General features: G+C 66.2%; 13 protein-coding genes. 6 read left to right on the top strand and 7 right to left on the bottom strand.

What is annotated here, in order from left to right:
* The first annotated feature begins 27 nt into the window (after nucleotides 1-27).
* The 4 genes from copC to NDN01_RS12470 all read left to right on the top strand — a co-directional run bounded on the left by copC (nucleotide 28) and on the right by NDN01_RS12470 (nucleotide 3,255).
* Complete coding sequence (gene copC, locus NDN01_RS12485) at nucleotides 28-414, top strand: copper homeostasis periplasmic binding protein CopC (protein WP_272627856.1); 387 nt, start codon at nucleotides 28-30, stop codon at nucleotides 412-414.
* Nucleotides 415-417: 3 nt separating this feature from the next.
* Nucleotides 418-1,323: a copper homeostasis membrane protein CopD gene (copD, locus tag NDN01_RS12480; RefSeq protein ID WP_272627855.1), complete on the top strand. Its 906-nt coding sequence runs from the start codon at nucleotides 418-420 to the stop codon at nucleotides 1,321-1,323.
* A gap of 207 nt (nucleotides 1,324-1,530) precedes the next feature.
* Complete coding sequence (locus tag NDN01_RS12475) at nucleotides 1,531-2,145, top strand: outer membrane protein (protein WP_272627854.1); 615 nt, start codon at nucleotides 1,531-1,533, stop codon at nucleotides 2,143-2,145.
* Nucleotides 2,146-2,283: 138 nt separating this feature from the next.
* Nucleotides 2,284-3,255, top strand: coding sequence for a phosphatase PAP2 family protein (locus NDN01_RS12470; protein ID WP_272627853.1), 972 nt, complete (start codon nucleotides 2,284-2,286; stop codon nucleotides 3,253-3,255).
* Nucleotides 3,256-3,303: 48 nt separating this feature from the next.
* Here NDN01_RS12470 and NDN01_RS12465 read toward each other — a convergent pair whose 3' ends face one another.
* From NDN01_RS12465 to NDN01_RS12455, 3 genes are all read right to left on the bottom strand, one after another.
* Nucleotides 3,304-5,112: a DUF885 domain-containing protein gene (locus NDN01_RS12465; RefSeq protein WP_272627852.1), complete on the bottom strand. Its 1,809-nt coding sequence runs from the start codon at nucleotides 5,110-5,112 to the stop codon at nucleotides 3,304-3,306.
* Nucleotides 5,113-5,180: 68 nt separating this feature from the next.
* Entirely contained in the window at nucleotides 5,181-6,848 is a 1,668-nt protein-coding gene (locus NDN01_RS12460) for a M28 family metallopeptidase (RefSeq protein ID WP_272627851.1), read from the bottom strand.
* A 96-nt stretch (nucleotides 6,849-6,944) separates the two neighbouring features.
* Nucleotides 6,945-7,535: a TetR/AcrR family transcriptional regulator gene (locus NDN01_RS12455; protein ID WP_272627849.1), complete on the bottom strand. Its 591-nt coding sequence runs from the start codon at nucleotides 7,533-7,535 to the stop codon at nucleotides 6,945-6,947.
* A 127-nt stretch (nucleotides 7,536-7,662) separates the two neighbouring features.
* Between NDN01_RS12455 and NDN01_RS12450 the strand changes: the two genes are divergently transcribed.
* Both NDN01_RS12450 and NDN01_RS12445 read left to right on the top strand, forming a co-directional pair.
* Nucleotides 7,663-8,853, top strand: a complete 1,191-nt coding sequence (locus tag NDN01_RS12450; protein ID WP_272627847.1) for an MFS transporter — start codon at nucleotides 7,663-7,665, stop codon at nucleotides 8,851-8,853.
* Between the two features lie 79 nt (nucleotides 8,854-8,932).
* Complete coding sequence (locus NDN01_RS12445) at nucleotides 8,933-11,554, top strand: glycoside hydrolase family 3 protein (RefSeq protein ID WP_272627845.1); 2,622 nt, start codon at nucleotides 8,933-8,935, stop codon at nucleotides 11,552-11,554.
* Nucleotides 11,555-11,595: 41 nt separating this feature from the next.
* Here the strand turns inward: NDN01_RS12445 and NDN01_RS12440 are convergent, their stop codons facing one another.
* From NDN01_RS12440 to NDN01_RS12425, 4 genes are all read right to left on the bottom strand, one after another.
* Nucleotides 11,596-12,579: an MBL fold metallo-hydrolase gene (locus NDN01_RS12440; RefSeq protein ID WP_336298367.1), complete on the bottom strand. Its 984-nt coding sequence runs from the start codon at nucleotides 12,577-12,579 to the stop codon at nucleotides 11,596-11,598.
* Between the two features lie 64 nt (nucleotides 12,580-12,643).
* Entirely contained in the window at nucleotides 12,644-13,351 is a 708-nt protein-coding gene (locus NDN01_RS12435) for a phosphocholine cytidylyltransferase family protein (protein ID WP_272627842.1), read from the bottom strand.
* Nucleotides 13,348-14,436, bottom strand: coding sequence for an inositol-3-phosphate synthase (locus NDN01_RS12430; RefSeq protein ID WP_272627840.1), 1,089 nt, complete (start codon nucleotides 14,434-14,436; stop codon nucleotides 13,348-13,350). The genes NDN01_RS12435 and NDN01_RS12430 overlap by 4 nt, the downstream gene beginning before the upstream one ends.
* Nucleotides 14,433-15,317 carry a CDP-alcohol phosphatidyltransferase family protein gene (locus tag NDN01_RS12425; RefSeq protein WP_272627838.1) on the bottom strand — a complete coding sequence of 295 codons (885 nt, stop codon included), beginning with the start codon at nucleotides 15,315-15,317 and terminating at the stop codon, nucleotides 14,433-14,435. Before NDN01_RS12425 ends, NDN01_RS12430 begins: the two co-directional genes overlap by 4 nt.
* Nucleotides 15,318-15,615 lie beyond the last annotated feature (298 nt).

Genomic DNA, 15,615 nt, shown 5'->3' with positions numbered 1-15,615 from the left:
ACCAGATATATTCCACAGGAGTTCGACATGAAGTTCAATCCGGCCCTTGCGATCATTGCCGCCCTCGTCTCGGTGATGGCGCCCGGCGCAGCCCTGGCGCACCCCCGGCTGGTCGCCGCGGTGCCCGCCGCCGACGCGACGGTCGCGCGGACGAGCACGGTCAAGCTGACCTTCAGCGAGCGGCTGATGCCGGCGCTGTCGAGCGCGACGCTGACCATGACGGGCATGCCGGGCATGGCCAATCACGGGCCGATGAAGATGACCGGCGTGACGAGCGCCATCGCGGCGGACGGCAAGTCGATCGTGCTGACCATGGCGAAGCCGCTTCCGGCCGGCACCTATCGCGCCGACTGGGTCGTGGTCAGCGCTGACACGCATCGGATCACGGGCGTGCACAGCTTTTCCGTAAAATAGGGTGTGAGCGGCTGGGTGCAGATCGGGCTCAGGTTCGGCCTCTATGTCGACCTGATGCTGTTGTTCGGGCTGGCGGTCTATCCGCTCCACGCGCCCCGCGGGCGCCCACGCATCCGTCCACGAAGGATTTTAACGACGCTGGCGGGGCTCGGGCTGGTCCTGAGCGCCGCCGCTTTCGTCGCCATGACAGCGGAGATGGCGGGCGTGCCGATCGCCGGCCTCGACCGCGAAACAGTGCGCTTCGTGCTGGTGGATACGGCGCCAGGCGGCGCCTTCCTTCTGCGGATGGCGGCGCTGGCCATCGTGCTCGTGCTTGCCCTGGCGATACGGAGCGAGGTGGCGCGCTGGCCCGTCGCCGCGACGGGGGCGTTCGCGCTCGCGACGCTTGCCTGGACCGGGCACGCCGCAGTCGCCGAGGGGGCGTGGGGCGCGATCCATCGTCTGTCGGACACGGTGCACCTGATGGCGGCGGCGGCCTGGGTCGGGGCGCTTGCCATGCTGCTCGGGATGCTCGCGTCACCCTTTGACGGCGAGGCGGCGGTGGCGGAGGCCCGCCTGGCCCTTGACCGCTTTGCGGTCGCCGGTTCGGTGCTGGTCGCGCTGATTCTCGCGACCGGTGCGATCAACGTGGGGATGATCGTCGGCCCGGCGGCGCTGCTCCTCCTGCCGGAGACTCCGTATGGCCGGCTGCTGATCGCGAAGCTGTTGCTGTTCGCCGCGATGCTCGCCTTCGCGGCCGCCAATCGCTGGCGTCTCGTGCCGAAATTTGCTGCAGCGCAATCGTCCGCGGATATCGGGGAAGCCGCGCGAGCCCTGCGCACCAGCATCCTGCTCGAAACCGGCGCGGCGACGATCATCCTGGCCCTTGTCGCGTGGTTGGGGACACTCGCGCCGCCCTCGGTAACGTAGCGCGGGACAGGGGCGCCGGACAGGGACGCCGGACGGGGATAGCGAAACCGGAATTCCGGTGTTGCAGTCAGGCAACACACTTTCGGAAAAGCCCCAGGCCGCGGGTCAGGTTGTTGCATTTTTGTTGCATTGCATCACGGAACAAATAGGGGTCGCCCCGCCGTCAACGAGCGGCCAATTCGATAAACAACTCCACCGGGGGAATATATGAACACCAAGTTTATTTTCGCGTCCGTCGCGGCACTCGTCATTGCCACGCCCGCCATGGCGCAGGACGAAGCGCCCGAATTCAAGGGCGGCGCGCGCGTCGAGGCGCGTATCGGCGTCGACGATGTGGTGCTGAAGGCCGGCGGCGAAAGCGCCTCGAAGGTCGGTTTCGCGTTCGGCGGCGAGGTCGGGTACGACTATGCCACCAACTCGGGCTTCGTCATCGGCGCCTATGCCGGTATCGAAGGCGCGACCACCAAGAAGTGCGCCCGCGTAACCACCAATAACGAGGTCTGCCTGAAGGCTGGCCGCAACATCACCGCGGGCGTGCGCGCCGGTGGTGTCGTGCGCAGCGGCCTGCTGTACGTGAAGGGCGGCTATACCAATGGCCGCGCGACGGGAACGTATAGCCGCATCACGCCGGCAGCCAGCAGCTCCGAGAGCGGCAACCTGGACGGCTGGCACGCAGGTGCCGGTTACGAGCTGCCGGTCTCGGCGAACACCTATGCCAAGATCGAGTATCTCTACACCCACTACAGCACCGGCAACGACTTCGGTGCCGATATCGGCCTGCAGCGCCACCAGGGCCTGATCGGCTTCGGTTACCGCTTCTGATCGACCGATCGACGGACAGGGAAGGGGCGGCAGCGATGCCGCCCCTTTTTTCTGCGGGCTCGCGGAAATCCTCAGAAATTGCCGGTTTTTTGCAGTGAATTAGGGGTGCGTTAACCACGCCCTCCGTAGCAATACGACGTGGAAGATGCCGATCACACACACGCTGCGGCGCTGAGCTGGACGATGCTGGGGCTGTTCGGGACGGTCACTGTCGTCGCGCTCGCGGTGCTCGGCGTGAGACCGGCATTGTCCAACGTCACGCTGCTCCCGATCCTCATCGCGCTGGCGCTGGTGGTCTATCACCGGCTGGTGCGCCCGATTCCGATGATCGCGGGGGGCATGCAATCCTTCCTCCAGTTCATGCTGATCATGATGTTCGGCATGTTCCTGAGCTTCGCGGCCGCGGCGAGCGGCTTTCCCTATCGCGACTCACTGCTGCTGGGGATCGACCGCGCGCTCGGGTTCGACTGGTTCGCCTATGCCCGCTGGGTCGATTCCCATCCGATACTCGTCGTCCTCTATCGTTTTGCCTATGGCAGCTTCCTCGTCCAGCCGCTGGTGCTGGTCTTCCTGCTGGTCGTGCAGGGCGAACTGCGGCGGCTGCACCTCTTCACCTTCGCCTTTGCGCTGAGCCTGTTCGTCGCCTGCATGGTCTTCGTTTTCGTGCCGGCGGTGTCGGTCTATGCCGGGTTGCAGGTATCGCTCGACCAGTTCGACAATCTGAAGCCGGTCAGCACGTTCGAGCATATCAAGTTCATCGAGGCGATGCGCCACGGGACGCTTGCCACGCTCAACCCGGCCGAGGGCGCGGGGCTGATCACTTTCCCGAGCTTTCATTCATGCGGCGCCGTGCTGCTGATCTGGGGATTCTGGGGCGTCCGCTTCGCTCGCATCCCGGCGGTGCTGCTCAACCTCACCATGCTTGCCTCGACCCCGATCGACGGTGCGCACTATCTGGTGGATGTGATCGGCGGGGTGTCGCTGGCGGTGGCGGCGCTGGGCCTCGCCCTCGCGCTGGAGCGCGGTGGCGCCGGCGCGCGCCTGCTTCCGGCGTTTGCGCCGAGCCGCGCGGCGGCGCGGCGCCAGCCGGTCGCCGATCCCGGGGTTTGAGGCATCCGGAAAAGCCCTGGGCCGTCGATCTCGCTGCCGGATCGCGGCTCAGGCGATCCCCCATTGCTCCCGCACGACGCGATCGAGCACCGCGAGGGGCATGGCGCCCTTCAGCAGCACCGAATGGAATTGCTTCAGGTCGAAGCCGGGCCGCTTCTGCGCCTCGGCGCGCAACCGGACCCAGGCGGTGTGGCCGATCTTGTAGCTGCAAGCTTGCCCCGGCCAGACCGTGTAGCGATCGATTTCGCCCTGGCTTCGGCCGCGGGCGATACCCGTCGTCGCGATCAGATAGTCGGTCGCCTGCTCGCGGCTCCAGCGTTTCGCGTGCATGCCGCTGTCGACCACCAGTCGGGTCGCCCTGAAGAGCAGGGACTGGAGATAGCCGACCTGCCCGAGCGGGTCGCCTTCGTACATTCCCATCTCGTCGGCGAGTTGTTCCGAGTAGAGCGCCCATCCTTCCGAATAGCCGCTGAAGAAGCCACGACGGCGGATCAGCGGGATCTCCGTGCTTTCGAGCGCCAGGCTGACCTGGAGATGGTGGCCGGGCACCGCTTCATGATGAGTCAAGGTCGCCAGGCCGAATTTCGGGCGGTCGAAGGTATCGCGCAGATTGATGTAGTAGATCGCCGGTCGCGACCCATCGAGCGAGGCATTCTCATAATAGCCGCCGGGCGCCCCTGCCTGGATCGTCGGCGGCACGCGGCGGACCTCGACCGGGGCTTTCGGCAGGGTCGCGAACGCTTCGGGCAGGCGGGCGTGCATCGCCATGATCTGCCGGTTGAGCTGGGCAAGCAATGCGTCGCGGCCGGCATCGGTATTCGGATAAAGCTGATCGGGCCGCTCGTTCAGCGCGACCAGACGCTCGCCGACCGTGCCGCTGGCCATCCCCTGAGTCTTGAGGATCGAGTCGATGCGCGCGCCGATCTCGGCGACCTGGGCCAGGCCGAGGCGGTGGATCTCGTCGCCGCTCATCGCCACGGTCGTCGCGGCTTCGGCGGCTGCCGCATAGTAGGCGTCGCCATCCGGCAGCCGCCAGCAACCGGCGTCATGGACGGCCTTGGCGCGCAATTCAGTCACCAGCGCGCGCTGACGCTGGAGCGCCGGGAAGACCTTCTGCTCCACGATCGAGGCCGCGCGGGCCGCGGCATCGGCCGACAGGTTCGCCGCCTTCAGCTTGGTCGCGAAGGTCGATACCATGACGGTCTGGTCGGCGGCCCGCTCAAGCGCGCTGGCCAACTGCCTGAGCGTCGTATCGAGGATATAGTCGGGGGCGAACACGCCGCGTGCCGCGTCGTTGCGCTGGCGGTCGGTGCTGTCGTCGATGCTTTTGGGAAACGCCTCGAGCCTGGCCAGATAGGCGTCCGACTCGGCGGCGTCGCGGACCCGCGCTTGCGATTCCAGGAAATCGGGCACGTCGCGGTACGGCCCGGTAAGCTGGCTCAGCACATAAGGGGTAAATCGACCGAGGCTGCTGCCATAGGTGAACCGTTCAGCCCCGGCGATGGCGCGGGTCAGCTGGTACGTCACCACCTCATGGTCGAGCTTCGCTTCCGGGGACAGGCCGCTTGTGTCGAAGCGGCTCAATTCGGCGAATTCCGCCTTCGCGCGGGCAAGGTCGCGCGCCTGGCCTTTCGCGGATTCGTCGCTGAGCCTTGCCTTCAGGCCGGCACGGGGGCCGTTATCCAGGCCGAGGCGAGTCGCCAGTTCAGGCGATTCGTCGAGGCGGCCATAGAAGAAGCGGTCGAGCATGGCGCGCAACGCGGCGTCTCCCTTTGCGGCGCGGGTCGCCGCGCGGACGGGAAATCCTGCCGCGACCGTGACGGCGGCCGCACCAGCGATGAAATGACGACGATGCATGTGTTCTTTTCCCCCTATGATCTGTCGGGTCCGGCTTGCCATCCGACCCTTCTGGCGATCGCGGACGATCAGCGCCGTTCCGCGGCCGTCTTCGCCCTGACCGCCTCGAATTCGGAACCCTTGCTCCAGGCCGGCCAGTTGCCGCCCCTGGCGAGCGCGGTGCCCATCGCCTGGAACAGGGCGACATCAGCTGCCGCACCACGCAGGTCCCAGCCGGCCGACCAGGAATCGCAGGTCTTGTGGTAGCAGGTCATATAATCGTCGAGCCATTTCCGCCCGGCCGAACGGCCGCCCGTGGCGAGATCGGACGCGCCGCCGAGCGCCATCAGCAGCAGCGATGGCACGCCCTTGCGCACCACCGAGAAATGGTCGGCGCGGTAGAAGAGGCCGCGTTCGGAGAAGGTCTCGGGCGTGATCGTCCGGCCCTGCGCCGTGGCGGCGACGGCGAGATCCGCGTCGAGGGTCGAATTGCCCGCGCCGACAAGGATGACGTCGCGCGCGGGGCCGGCTGTCTGCAGGATATCGAGCGTCAGGTTCGCGGCGGTCGTGGCGAGCGGCTTGACCGGGTGAGTCGCATAATATTCTGACCCGAGCAGTCCGCGCTCCTCCGCCGTCCACAACGCGAAGACCAGCGAGCGATCAGTGCGCGGCGCTGCCTTGAACAGCCGGGCAAGCTCAAGCACGCCGGCGACGCCGAGCGCGTCGTCATTGGCGCCCGGGCGGATCGTCCTGCCCTGCGCATCGACCGGCCCCGCGCCATACGCATCCCAATGCGCGGCGAACATCACGCTTTCGTCGGGACGGGTCCTGCCGGGCAGGGTCGCGAGCACATTGGCGCTCTCGATGTGTTCGACGGTGACGGGCAGGGCGGCGCTGAAGCTTAACCCCTTCATCTCGACCGGGCGGAAGGCGGTGGAGCGCGCCTGTTTGCGCAGCGCGGCGAGATCGAGCCCGGCCGAGGTGAAGATGCGGGTCGCGAGATCATGTTCGATCCAGCCCTGCAACGGCACGCGCTGATCGGCCGCGCCGCGCACGATGTCGAAATTCTCGCCGTTCGACGCCGCCACGGTGCTCCAGCCATAGCCTGCCCCGGCCGTGTCGTGAACGATCAGGGCGGCGATCGCCCCGCGTCTCGCCGCTTCCTCGAACTTGTAGGTCCAGCGTCCATAATAGGTCATGCGGCGACCGCCGAAGCGGCCGGCCGAGTCCTCGCCGGGGACCGCCTCGAAATCGGGGTCGTTGATCAGGAAGACGGCAACCTTGCCCTTCAGGTCGATGCCCTTGAAATCGTCCCATCCGGCCTCGGGCGCATGGACGCCATAGCCCACGAACACCATCGGCGCCGAGGCGATGTCGATGCGGGGCGCATCGCGCACGGTAGTGAGGTTGATGTCGGTGCCCTGCGCCAATGGCGTGCGGTCGCCGGTCGCGGTGGCGAGCGATACCGAGCCGCCCGTGCCGATACGGGTGTGGATCAGTGGCACCGCCTGAGTCCAGCTGCCCTTGTCGCCGCCGGGTTGAAGCCCCATCGCCTTGAACTGCGCGACCAGGAAATCGATGGTCTTGCGCTCGCCGGGCGTACCCGGCGCACGGCCCTCGAATGCGTCGGATGCGAGTGTCCTGACCGTGGCCGATAGGCGGGCCGGGTCGACCGTCGGGCGCTTGCCCGCTTCATCCTTTGCGAGCGCCGGTGCGGCGAGCAGCAGGGCTGTGGTAGCGATGATGAGTCCGCGCATGATTTTCTCTTGTTCCCCGCGATGTGACGACCGCGCCGATTATGACGAGAATTTTAGGATTGGCGACCTTCGGTTTTGTGCGGCGCGAACATCGCCTCAGGCGAGAAACCCTTCCAGCATCGTCCTGAATGCCGCCACGGCCTTTTCCAAGGTCACTTCGGGATCGTCCGAATTGGCGATCCATTGAGCCGCCTGGGTCGAGGCGCCGATGATCAGGCGGGCGGCCGCCTCCGCGTCCATGTCGGCGACGACCACGCCTTCAGCCTGGAGCACGCTGATGCTGGAGGAGATGGATGCAACGCAGCCCTGGGAGGTGGGCCAGCTCGACGGGTCGCCGAGCACGGCCGGGCCGTCGCGCAGCACGATGCGCTGGATTTCCGGCTCGAGCGCCATTTTCAGATAGCCGAGATTCTCGTCGATAAAGCCCTGCCAGCGGCTCGGTGCCCGTGCCGCCACCTGATCGAGCCGCTGGGTCATCTCAGCATCGATCTGCTCGACGACGGCCGCCATCAGGCCCTTCTTGTCGCCGAAATGATGATAGAGCGCGCCGCGCGTGAGGCCGCATGCGGCGGTGAAATCATCCATCGACGAATCCGTGTAGCCGGTCGTGCCGAACGCTTCGCGGCCCGCCGCGATCAGCTTGGCGCGCGTTTCAGCGATCATCTCCTTGCGCGGGCGATGCGCCATGCTTCACTCCAATAATATACGTTGCGTATGTCAATTGACAGGCGCCCCGCGCGATCCTACCTCGAATAACATACGCCGGGTATGTCATTTACGGAAGTGGCGGCCGTGAGAAATCGAGGGACCGACCATGGCCAATCCGTACAGCAGGATATTCCAGGCGCCGGGAACGAGAGGATTTGCGGCGGCTGGATTCTTCGCGCGCCTGCCGATCGCGATGGCGCCGATCGGGCTCGTCACCATGCTGTCCCAGACCTATGGCGAATATTGGCTGGCGGGGGCCGTGGCAGCGACGTTCGCGCTCACCAACGCACTGCTTGCCCCGCAAATCTCGCGCCTGGTCGACCGCCTCGGGCAGACTCGCGTGGTGGTTCCGGCGACTCTCGTCTCGGTGACGGCGTTCGTGGTGCTGATCACTGCAGCGAACCGGGACTGGCCGGTCTGGGCATTGTTCGCCTCGGCGCTCTTCGCGGCCGCGATGCCGAGCATCCCGGCGATGGTGCGCGCCCGCTGGACCGAGATTTTCCGCGACAGCCCGGAACTCACCACTGCCTTCGCGTTCGAATCGGCTGCCGACGAACTGGTCTATATCGCTGGCGCGTCGCTGTCGGTCGGCCTGAGCGTCGCCCTGTTCCCTGAAGCGGGGATGCTCGTCAGCACCATTTTCCTTGCCCTCGGATCCACGGCACTGATCCTGCAGCGCTCGACCGAGCCGAGGGTGCGGCCGGTTTCCCGCGAGCATGGCGGCTCCGCGATCCTGTTGCGGCCGGTGCAGATCATCACCTTCACGCTGATCTTCATCGGCGCCACCTTCGCCACCGCCGAAGTCAGCGTGGTGGCGATCACCAAGGAACTCGGCCAGCCCGGCGCCGCCAGCCTGGTCATCGGCGTCTATGCGATGGGTTCCTTCGTCGTGGGGATCATCATCGGCGCGCTGAGCCTCAAGCTGCCGTTGCATCGCCAGCTTGCGATCGCCGTCGGCGTCACCGCGCTGACGACCCTGCCGCTGCTGCTGCCGCACACGGTGGTGTGGCTTGCGCTGGCGGTATTCCTCAGCGGGATCGCGATCTCACCGACCTTCATCACCGCGTTCGGGCTGATCGAACGGCATGTGCCCGAAGCGATGCTGACGGAAGGCGTGACCTGGGTGATGACCGGAATCGGCATCGGCATGGCGCTCGGCTCCTTCGCCGCAGGTCTGACGATCGATGCGTTCGGCGCCCGGAACGGCTTCTGGGTTTCGGTGGTCGCGGGCACGATTGCGCTGACGACCGTGCTGCTTGGCCAGCGGGCGCTGGGACGACCGGTCGATCGCATTTAGGTCAGGCTAGGGATCAGGTCAGGGCTGGTACCGCTACCATTTTTTGGTTAGACCTCTCAAAAAGCGGGAGAGGTATCTGATGAAGTTCAAGCTATTGGCGGCGGCCGCGACGGTGTCGTTCCTCGTCTCGGGTGTGGCTTTCGCGCAGGACGTGCCGACGACTCGGGATGCCGGGGGCTCGGTCGAGCAACGCGCGGCAGCTCTGGTCGCGAAGATGACGCTTGAGGAGAAGGCGGCGCAGCTCGGCCATACCGCGCCCGCCATCCCACGGCTCGGCGTGCCGCGCTATAACTGGTGGAACGAGGGGCTGCACGGCGTCGCCCGGGCGGGCATCGCGACCGTGTTTCCGCAGGCGATCGGCATGGCCGCGACCTGGGACACCAGCCTCATGGGTATTGTGGCCGACACGATCGGCACCGAGTTCCGCGCGAAATATGTCGAGCGCGTTCACCCTGACGGCAGCACCGATTTCTATCGCGGGCTGACCGTGTGGTCGCCGAACATCAACATCTTCCGCGATCCGCGCTGGGGCCGGGGTCAGGAGACCTATGGCGAGGATCCGTTCCTGACCGGACGGATCGGCATCGCCTTCATCAACGGCCTGCAGGGCAGCGACCCGAACTACTATAAGACGATCGCCACCTCGAAGCATTTCGCGGTGCACAGCGGGCCGGAATCGAACCGGCATCGCGAGGACGTGCATCCAAGCGCGCACGACCTGGAGGACACGTATCTCCCCGCGTTCCGCGCGACGGTGACCGAGGCCAGGGTGCAGTCGATCATGTGCGTGTACAATGCGATCGACGGCGTGCCCGGCTGCGCCAATGATTTCCTGATGAACCAGCGGCTGCGAAAGGACTGGGGCTTCACCGGCTATGTCGTGTCGGATTGCGGCGCGGCGGCGAACATCTATCGCCCGGACAGTCTGCATTACCGCAAGACGCCGGCCGAGGGCGTGGCCGCCGGGTTCGAGGCTGGCATGGACCTGATCTGCGGTGATTACCGCAACCACATGACGACCGATGCGGATTCGATCGTCGACGCGGTCAACAAGGGCCTGCTGGCGATCGCGACGGTCGACCGCTCGCTGGTGCGGCTGTTCTCGGCACGGATCAGGCTCGGGCTGATCGATACGCCGGTCAGGCCGTTTGCCAGCATCACGGCGGCGGACAACGACACGGAGGCGCACCGTGCGCTCTCGCGCAAGATGGCGGAGGCGTCGATGGTGCTGCTAAAGAACCAGGGCGATCTGCTGCCGTTAAAGGGCGCGCCGAAGACGATCGCGGTGATCGGGCCGAATGCGGACTCGATGGATACGCTGGTGGGCAATTATTACGGGACGCCGTCGCGGCCGGTGACGGTGCTCGACGGTATTCGCGCGCGTTTCCCACAATCGAAAATCGTCTTCGCCGAAGGGACCGGGCTGGTCGGCCCCGCCGAGCCGGTGGTGCCCGACAGCGTGTTCTGCGTCGACGCCGAGTGCAAGACGCCGGGGCTGAAGGCGGAATATTTCGCGGGCACCAACCTGGAGGGGGTGCCGGTCGAGACACGCACCGCGCCCAATGCCGGCATCGAATGGAATGGCGACAAGGCGGCATCGGCGCGCTGGACCGGCACGATCATCGCGCCGGAGACGGGCGAGTACCGGTTCCGTTTCTCCAGCGAGAATGGCTATCGCGTGTTCGTGGGCGACAAACTCGTCGTGGACGAATGGGGTGTGGGCGATGCGCCCTCGATCCTGTCGGGGGCGATCTCGCTAGAGGCGGGGAAGAAATATCCGATCCGGGTCGAGGGCTTCCAGCGCGGCGCGCGCGGCAAGCAGCGGCTGGTGTGGAGCCCGCCGAGCCAGAATGGCGACGATGCCGTCGCGGCGGCGAAATCGGCGGATCTCGTCGTGTTCGTCGGCGGGCTCTCAGCGCGGATCGAGGGCGAGGAGATGAAGATCAAGGCGCCGGGCTTTGCCGGCGGCGATCGCACCAGCCTCGACCTGCCGGCGCCGCAGGAGGCGCTGCTGAAGCGGGTCCAGGCGACGGGCAAGCCGACGGTGCTGGTGCTGATGAACGGCAGCGCGCTGAGCACCAACTGGGCCGACGCCAATGTGCCGGCGATCGTCGAGGCCTGGTATCCGGGCGAGGAGGGGGGCAACGCCGTCGCCGGGCTGCTGGCGGGCGACTACAGCCCGGCCGGGCGGCTTCCCGTGACCTTCTACAAAAGCGCAGAGCAGCTTCCGCCGTTCGAGGATTATGCCATGGCGGGGCGGACCTATCGCTACTTCAAGGGCGAGGCGCTGTATCCGTTCGGCCATGGGTTGAGCTACACGCGCTTCGGCTATGCCAATCCGCGCGTCGTGGCGAAGGACGAGGTCACGGTCTCGGTCGATGTCACCAACAGCGGCGCGAAGGATGGCGACGAGGTGGTGCAGCTTTACGTGTCGCATCCGGGCATGGCCGGCACACCGGTCCGCGCGCTGGAGGGGTTCAAGCGTATCCATCTGATGAGGGGCGAGAAGCGCACCGTCTCGTTCACGCTGAACGACCGCGCGCTGAGCGTGGTGGACGCGAAGGGCGAGCGGAAGGTCGTGCCGGGGACGGTGGATGTCTGGGTCGGCGGCGGACAGCCCGTATCGCGGCCGGGTATGGCGCAGGCGGCCGGGGTGAAGGCCAGCTTCAAGCTGAGCAGGGCGGCGGTGCTGCCGAAATAGGGGCCTGCCGCGGCGGACGCGATCCGCCGCGGCGCCTTCTCTCAGAACCGGTACACCCCGCCGGCTTCCGCCGCGACGAAACGCTCCGCCGGCACCTGCTCGGCGTTCAGTGCTGCCGCCAATGCCTCGACCGGCGCGTCGCGGGGCTCGTCGGTCAGCTGGAAGGTTCCCCAATGGATGCCGAGAGCTCGGCGCGCACCGACATCCTGCAGGATCGCCACGGCCTCGGCCGGGTTGACGTGCTGGTTGGCCATGAACCAGCGCGGCTCATAGGCGCCGATCGGGATCAGCGCGACGTCGGGCGTGCCGTGACGGGCGCGGATGTCGCGGAAGATCGTGCCGTCGCCATAGCCGGTGTCGCCGGCGAACCAGACCGAGCCGGCCGGGGTCTCAAGCCAATGGCCTGCCCATAAAGCCATGCGCCGGTCGCCAAGGCCGCGCGCCGACCAGTGGTTCGCGCGAGTCAGGATCGTGGCGACGCCTTGCGGCAGGTCGATCCGGTTGTGCCAGTCGCCGACCGCGATGCGGGCCTCCGGTATCGCGCGCCGGACGATCGCATCGTTGCCAAGCGGCATCACCATCAGGGGTGCGTGCCCGGCATGCAGACGCCGCAGCGTGGCGAGATCGAGATGGTCAAAATGATTGTGGCTGAGCAGCACGGCATGGATCGGCGGAAGATATTCGAATGCGATGCCCGGGGCGGTCACCCGCTTTGGGCCGGCGAAGGACAGGGGGCTCGCGCGGTCGGACCAGACGGGATCAGTCAGGATGTTCATGCCGGCCGCCTGGATCAACAACGTCGCGTGGCCTACCATGGTGATGGTCAGCCCCTCCGGCGCCGGATCGGGGCGGGCCTGCTCCACTGGCACCATTGCCGGCCAGCGGGCAGGGCGCTCGCCGAATTTCCAGCGCAGGATGTCCGACAGCGATCGGTCCGTGGCAGGCTGGCCGGGATTGAAGAAGCGGGTGCCGTCGAAATGGTCGCCCGGCGGTGCGGTATGGTAGCGGTTCTTGGGCATTGGCATTGTTCTGACGCATCACCGGTCGCGGCGCCAGTGCGAGCCTGATGTGCTTTCGTCGCGGAAGCGCTCAGGCGGCCAGGGCGCAGGCCCAGCGTTCCGCGAGGACATGCGCCTTGGGATCGTCGACATCGATCCAGGTAATCCCGGTGCAGTCAGCGACATGCGCGAGGCCCTGGCCGGCGAGATAGCCGACGCCCGCGCTGAGCGAGGGCGCGTCGAAACGCTTCAGCGCCTCGAACAGGGCGGGGCCGATCGCGAAGACGCCGGTGTCGAAGCAATCGAATATATCGATGCCCTTGCCGATCGCGACGATGGAGTTGCCGCTGGTCTCGACCCGCGTGACGTCCTCCATGTCGACCGCTTCCTGTTCGAGCAGCCGGTCGATGCCGAGGGTGAGGCCCCCCTGAGCGCCGACCGTGGCGAGGCGACGGTACAGGGCCGGATCGACCAGATGGTCGCACATCGCCAGCAGCGCTTCGCCGCCTTGAGTTGCCGCCTCCGCGGCGAGAACGGACACGCCGTTGGGCTTGCGGTAATCGGCCGACATGACCGTCTCGACTGTCACCGGCCAGTCGCGCGTGGCAAGGCTGGCGGTGATGGCGTCGGCGCCATAGCCGAGCACGACGATCACGCGGCGGATGCCCGCCGCGGCAAAGCCGGTGATGGCGTGTTCGAGCAAGGTCTTGCCCGCCACCACGCAGAGCGGCTTGTAGGGGGCCAGCGCCCGCAGCCGGCTGCCTTCGCCGGCTGCGAGCAGGATCGCTGTGTCGATCACGCCGCGATGAATTCCTCGACCGCGAGTTGGGCGAGGTCGTCGGTCATCTGCTTGCGCGGATGCTTGCAGAAATAGGCCGAGGCACCGTCGATCGGACCACCCAGGCCGCGGTCGAGCGCGAGCTTGGCGCAGCGAATCATGTCGATCGCGACACCGGCCGAGTTCGGGCTGTCCTCGACCGACAGGCGCAGTTCCAGGTTCATCGGCACGCCGCCGAACAACTGGCCTTCCATGCGCAGGAAGCAGATCTTGTTGTCGTTCTGCCACGCGACATAGTCGGAGGGGCCGACATGAATGTTCTCGTCCTCGAGCCGCTCGGCCGCGACCGACTGGACGGCTTCGGTCTTTGAGACTTTCTTCGAGGCGAGCCGCTTGCGGTTCGACATGTTGAGGAAGTCGGTGTTGCCGCCGGTGTTGAGCTGATAGGTGCGATCGAGCTTCACGCCGCGCTTGGCGAAGAGATCGGTCAGCACGCGGTGGACGATCGTCGCGCCGAGCTGCGCCTTGATGTCGTCGCCGATGATCGGCACGTTCGCGTCGGTGAAGCGCTGCGCCCATTCCGGGTTGCTGGCGATGAACACCGGGATGTTGTTGACGAAGGCAACGCCCGCCTCGAGCGCGCATTCGGCATAGAATTCACTCGCCTGCTGCGAGCCGACGGGGAGATAGTTCATCAGCACGTCGGTGCCCGAAGCCTTCAGCTCGGCGACCACCTCATCCTTCGTCGGCTCGGCGATGTCGGCGAGCAGGAAGGTGCGGTCGTCGGGATAATCAGCCATATGCTCGGCGAAGCCGTCGAGGATCTTGCCCATCTTCACCTTGGTGCCGGTCGGCTTGACCACCGGCGAGAAGATCGCGGTGCAATTGGGCTTGGCGAAGATCGCCTCGGCCACGTCGCGGCCGACCTTGCGCTTGTCGACGTCCCAGGCGGCGACAACCTGGATATCGCTCGGACGGTAGCCGCCGAGTTCCCAGTGCATCAGGCCGACATTGTCGTTGGCACCGTCCCGATAATGCTCCAGGCCTTGCACCAGCGAGCTTGCGCAGTTGCCTACGCCCACCAGGGCGATCCGAATGCTGTTCATGGTCGATTGCTATCCTTGGAGTGAAAAGAGAATGAAGGAACTGCCGTCACGGGGGTGGCGGCCGAGAATTGACTCAACAAAGAGGACTCGACCTGGCGATGCCAGGCGATGCCGATGATGGTGACGATAAACAAAGGTACGAGTTCGAACCACCAGAACCAGCGCGGATCACCGGCAAGGCACGCGAGGAAAATCGCGTAAACCCGGACATTGGCCGTCAGCAGGATCATCAGCCGCATCGGCGCGGCGGCACGGGCGGCATAGGCGGCGGCGAGCCGCAGGGCGATGGTTCGGTCATCGAACAGGCTGTCGAAGCGGGTGGAGACCCGGTCGATCCAGGTGGCGAGTGAGTCATAGCCACGCACCACCGGGTTGCCCGATGCGGGCAAGGCGGGTCCGCGCGATAGCCCCCGCGCACGCCGGTGGAAGCGGGCACGCTCGCCCTCGTACAGGCTTGACTGGACGGCATGGGCCGCCCCCGCGCCCAAGGCCCAGGCCCAGCCTTCGCCGGTCCCGATCGAGGTGGCGATGACGACATAGATCAGGATGAACACGCCGTGATCGCACACGCCGTCGAGGACGCGTCCGACCGCGCTGGCGGTATTGGTCGCGCGGGCGACCATACCGTCGAGTCCGTCAGCGATCAGCCAGCCGATCGAAAGGGCGAGACCGACCAGGGCGAAGCGCCAGTCATGCCATTGGGCATAGGCCGAAGCGGCGAGGATGCCGAGGCCAAGCCCGACCACCGAAACCAAGTTGGCGGAGACACGATGTTCCACCGCCCAGGGCAGAAGGGCGCGCCCGGCAGGGTGGATGATCCAGAGGTTGGTAGGATCCTCTATCCGGCGATCCCGCGACCCGTCCGGTGGAGGCGTTGTCATGTCGACGTCATATATTCTTCACCACGCCGAAGTCCAAAGAATGTTAATCTTGGGCAGGAGATTCGCGACGGGACGTTGCCGCCGGCTGTGCCGGATCGGGAGCAGTCCGAAACGTTTCGCGGTCGTATCGCACGATGTTCGTTAAAAATCATTGATAATCAACGTCTTGACTTTTTCCAAAGACGGGCCGGGCCGGAATTGATCTCGGATCGGTCCTATGCCTCTTTTTCCGCCCGCTCACCCCCGGTTCATTTTCCTGGAGCGACTCGGGGCCAGCCAGCCTGTCGATATCGAGAGC

Source organism: Sphingomonas sp. QA11 (assembly GCF_028473665.1).
Taxonomy (GTDB): Bacteria; Pseudomonadota; Alphaproteobacteria; order Sphingomonadales; family Sphingomonadaceae; genus Sphingomonas; species Sphingomonas phytovorans.
This window is presented reverse-complemented; position numbering and strand designations above follow the sequence as displayed.

Coding starts and splice junctions, on each gene's coding strand:
- NDN01_RS12460 (WP_272627851.1), bottom strand. CDS start 6,848: ATGCGCGGACTCATCATCGCTACCACAGCCCTGCTGCTCGCCGCACCG.
- copC (WP_272627856.1), top strand. CDS start 28: ATGAAGTTCAATCCGGCCCTTGCGATCATTGCCGCCCTCGTCTCGGTG.
- NDN01_RS12430 (WP_272627840.1), bottom strand. CDS start 14,436: ATGAACAGCATTCGGATCGCCCTGGTGGGCGTAGGCAACTGCGCAAGC.
- NDN01_RS12475 (WP_272627854.1), top strand. CDS start 1,531: ATGAACACCAAGTTTATTTTCGCGTCCGTCGCGGCACTCGTCATTGCC.
- NDN01_RS12440 (WP_336298367.1), bottom strand. CDS start 12,579: ATGCCAATGCCCAAGAACCGCTACCATACCGCACCGCCGGGCGACCAT.
- NDN01_RS12425 (WP_272627838.1), bottom strand. CDS start 15,317: ATGACAACGCCTCCACCGGACGGGTCGCGGGATCGCCGGATAGAGGAT.
- NDN01_RS12445 (WP_272627845.1), top strand. CDS start 8,933: ATGAAGTTCAAGCTATTGGCGGCGGCCGCGACGGTGTCGTTCCTCGTC.
- NDN01_RS12465 (WP_272627852.1), bottom strand. CDS start 5,112: ATGCATCGTCGTCATTTCATCGCTGGTGCGGCCGCCGTCACGGTCGCG.
- NDN01_RS12455 (WP_272627849.1), bottom strand. CDS start 7,535: ATGGCGCATCGCCCGCGCAAGGAGATGATCGCTGAAACGCGCGCCAAG.
- NDN01_RS12450 (WP_272627847.1), top strand. CDS start 7,663: ATGGCCAATCCGTACAGCAGGATATTCCAGGCGCCGGGAACGAGAGGA.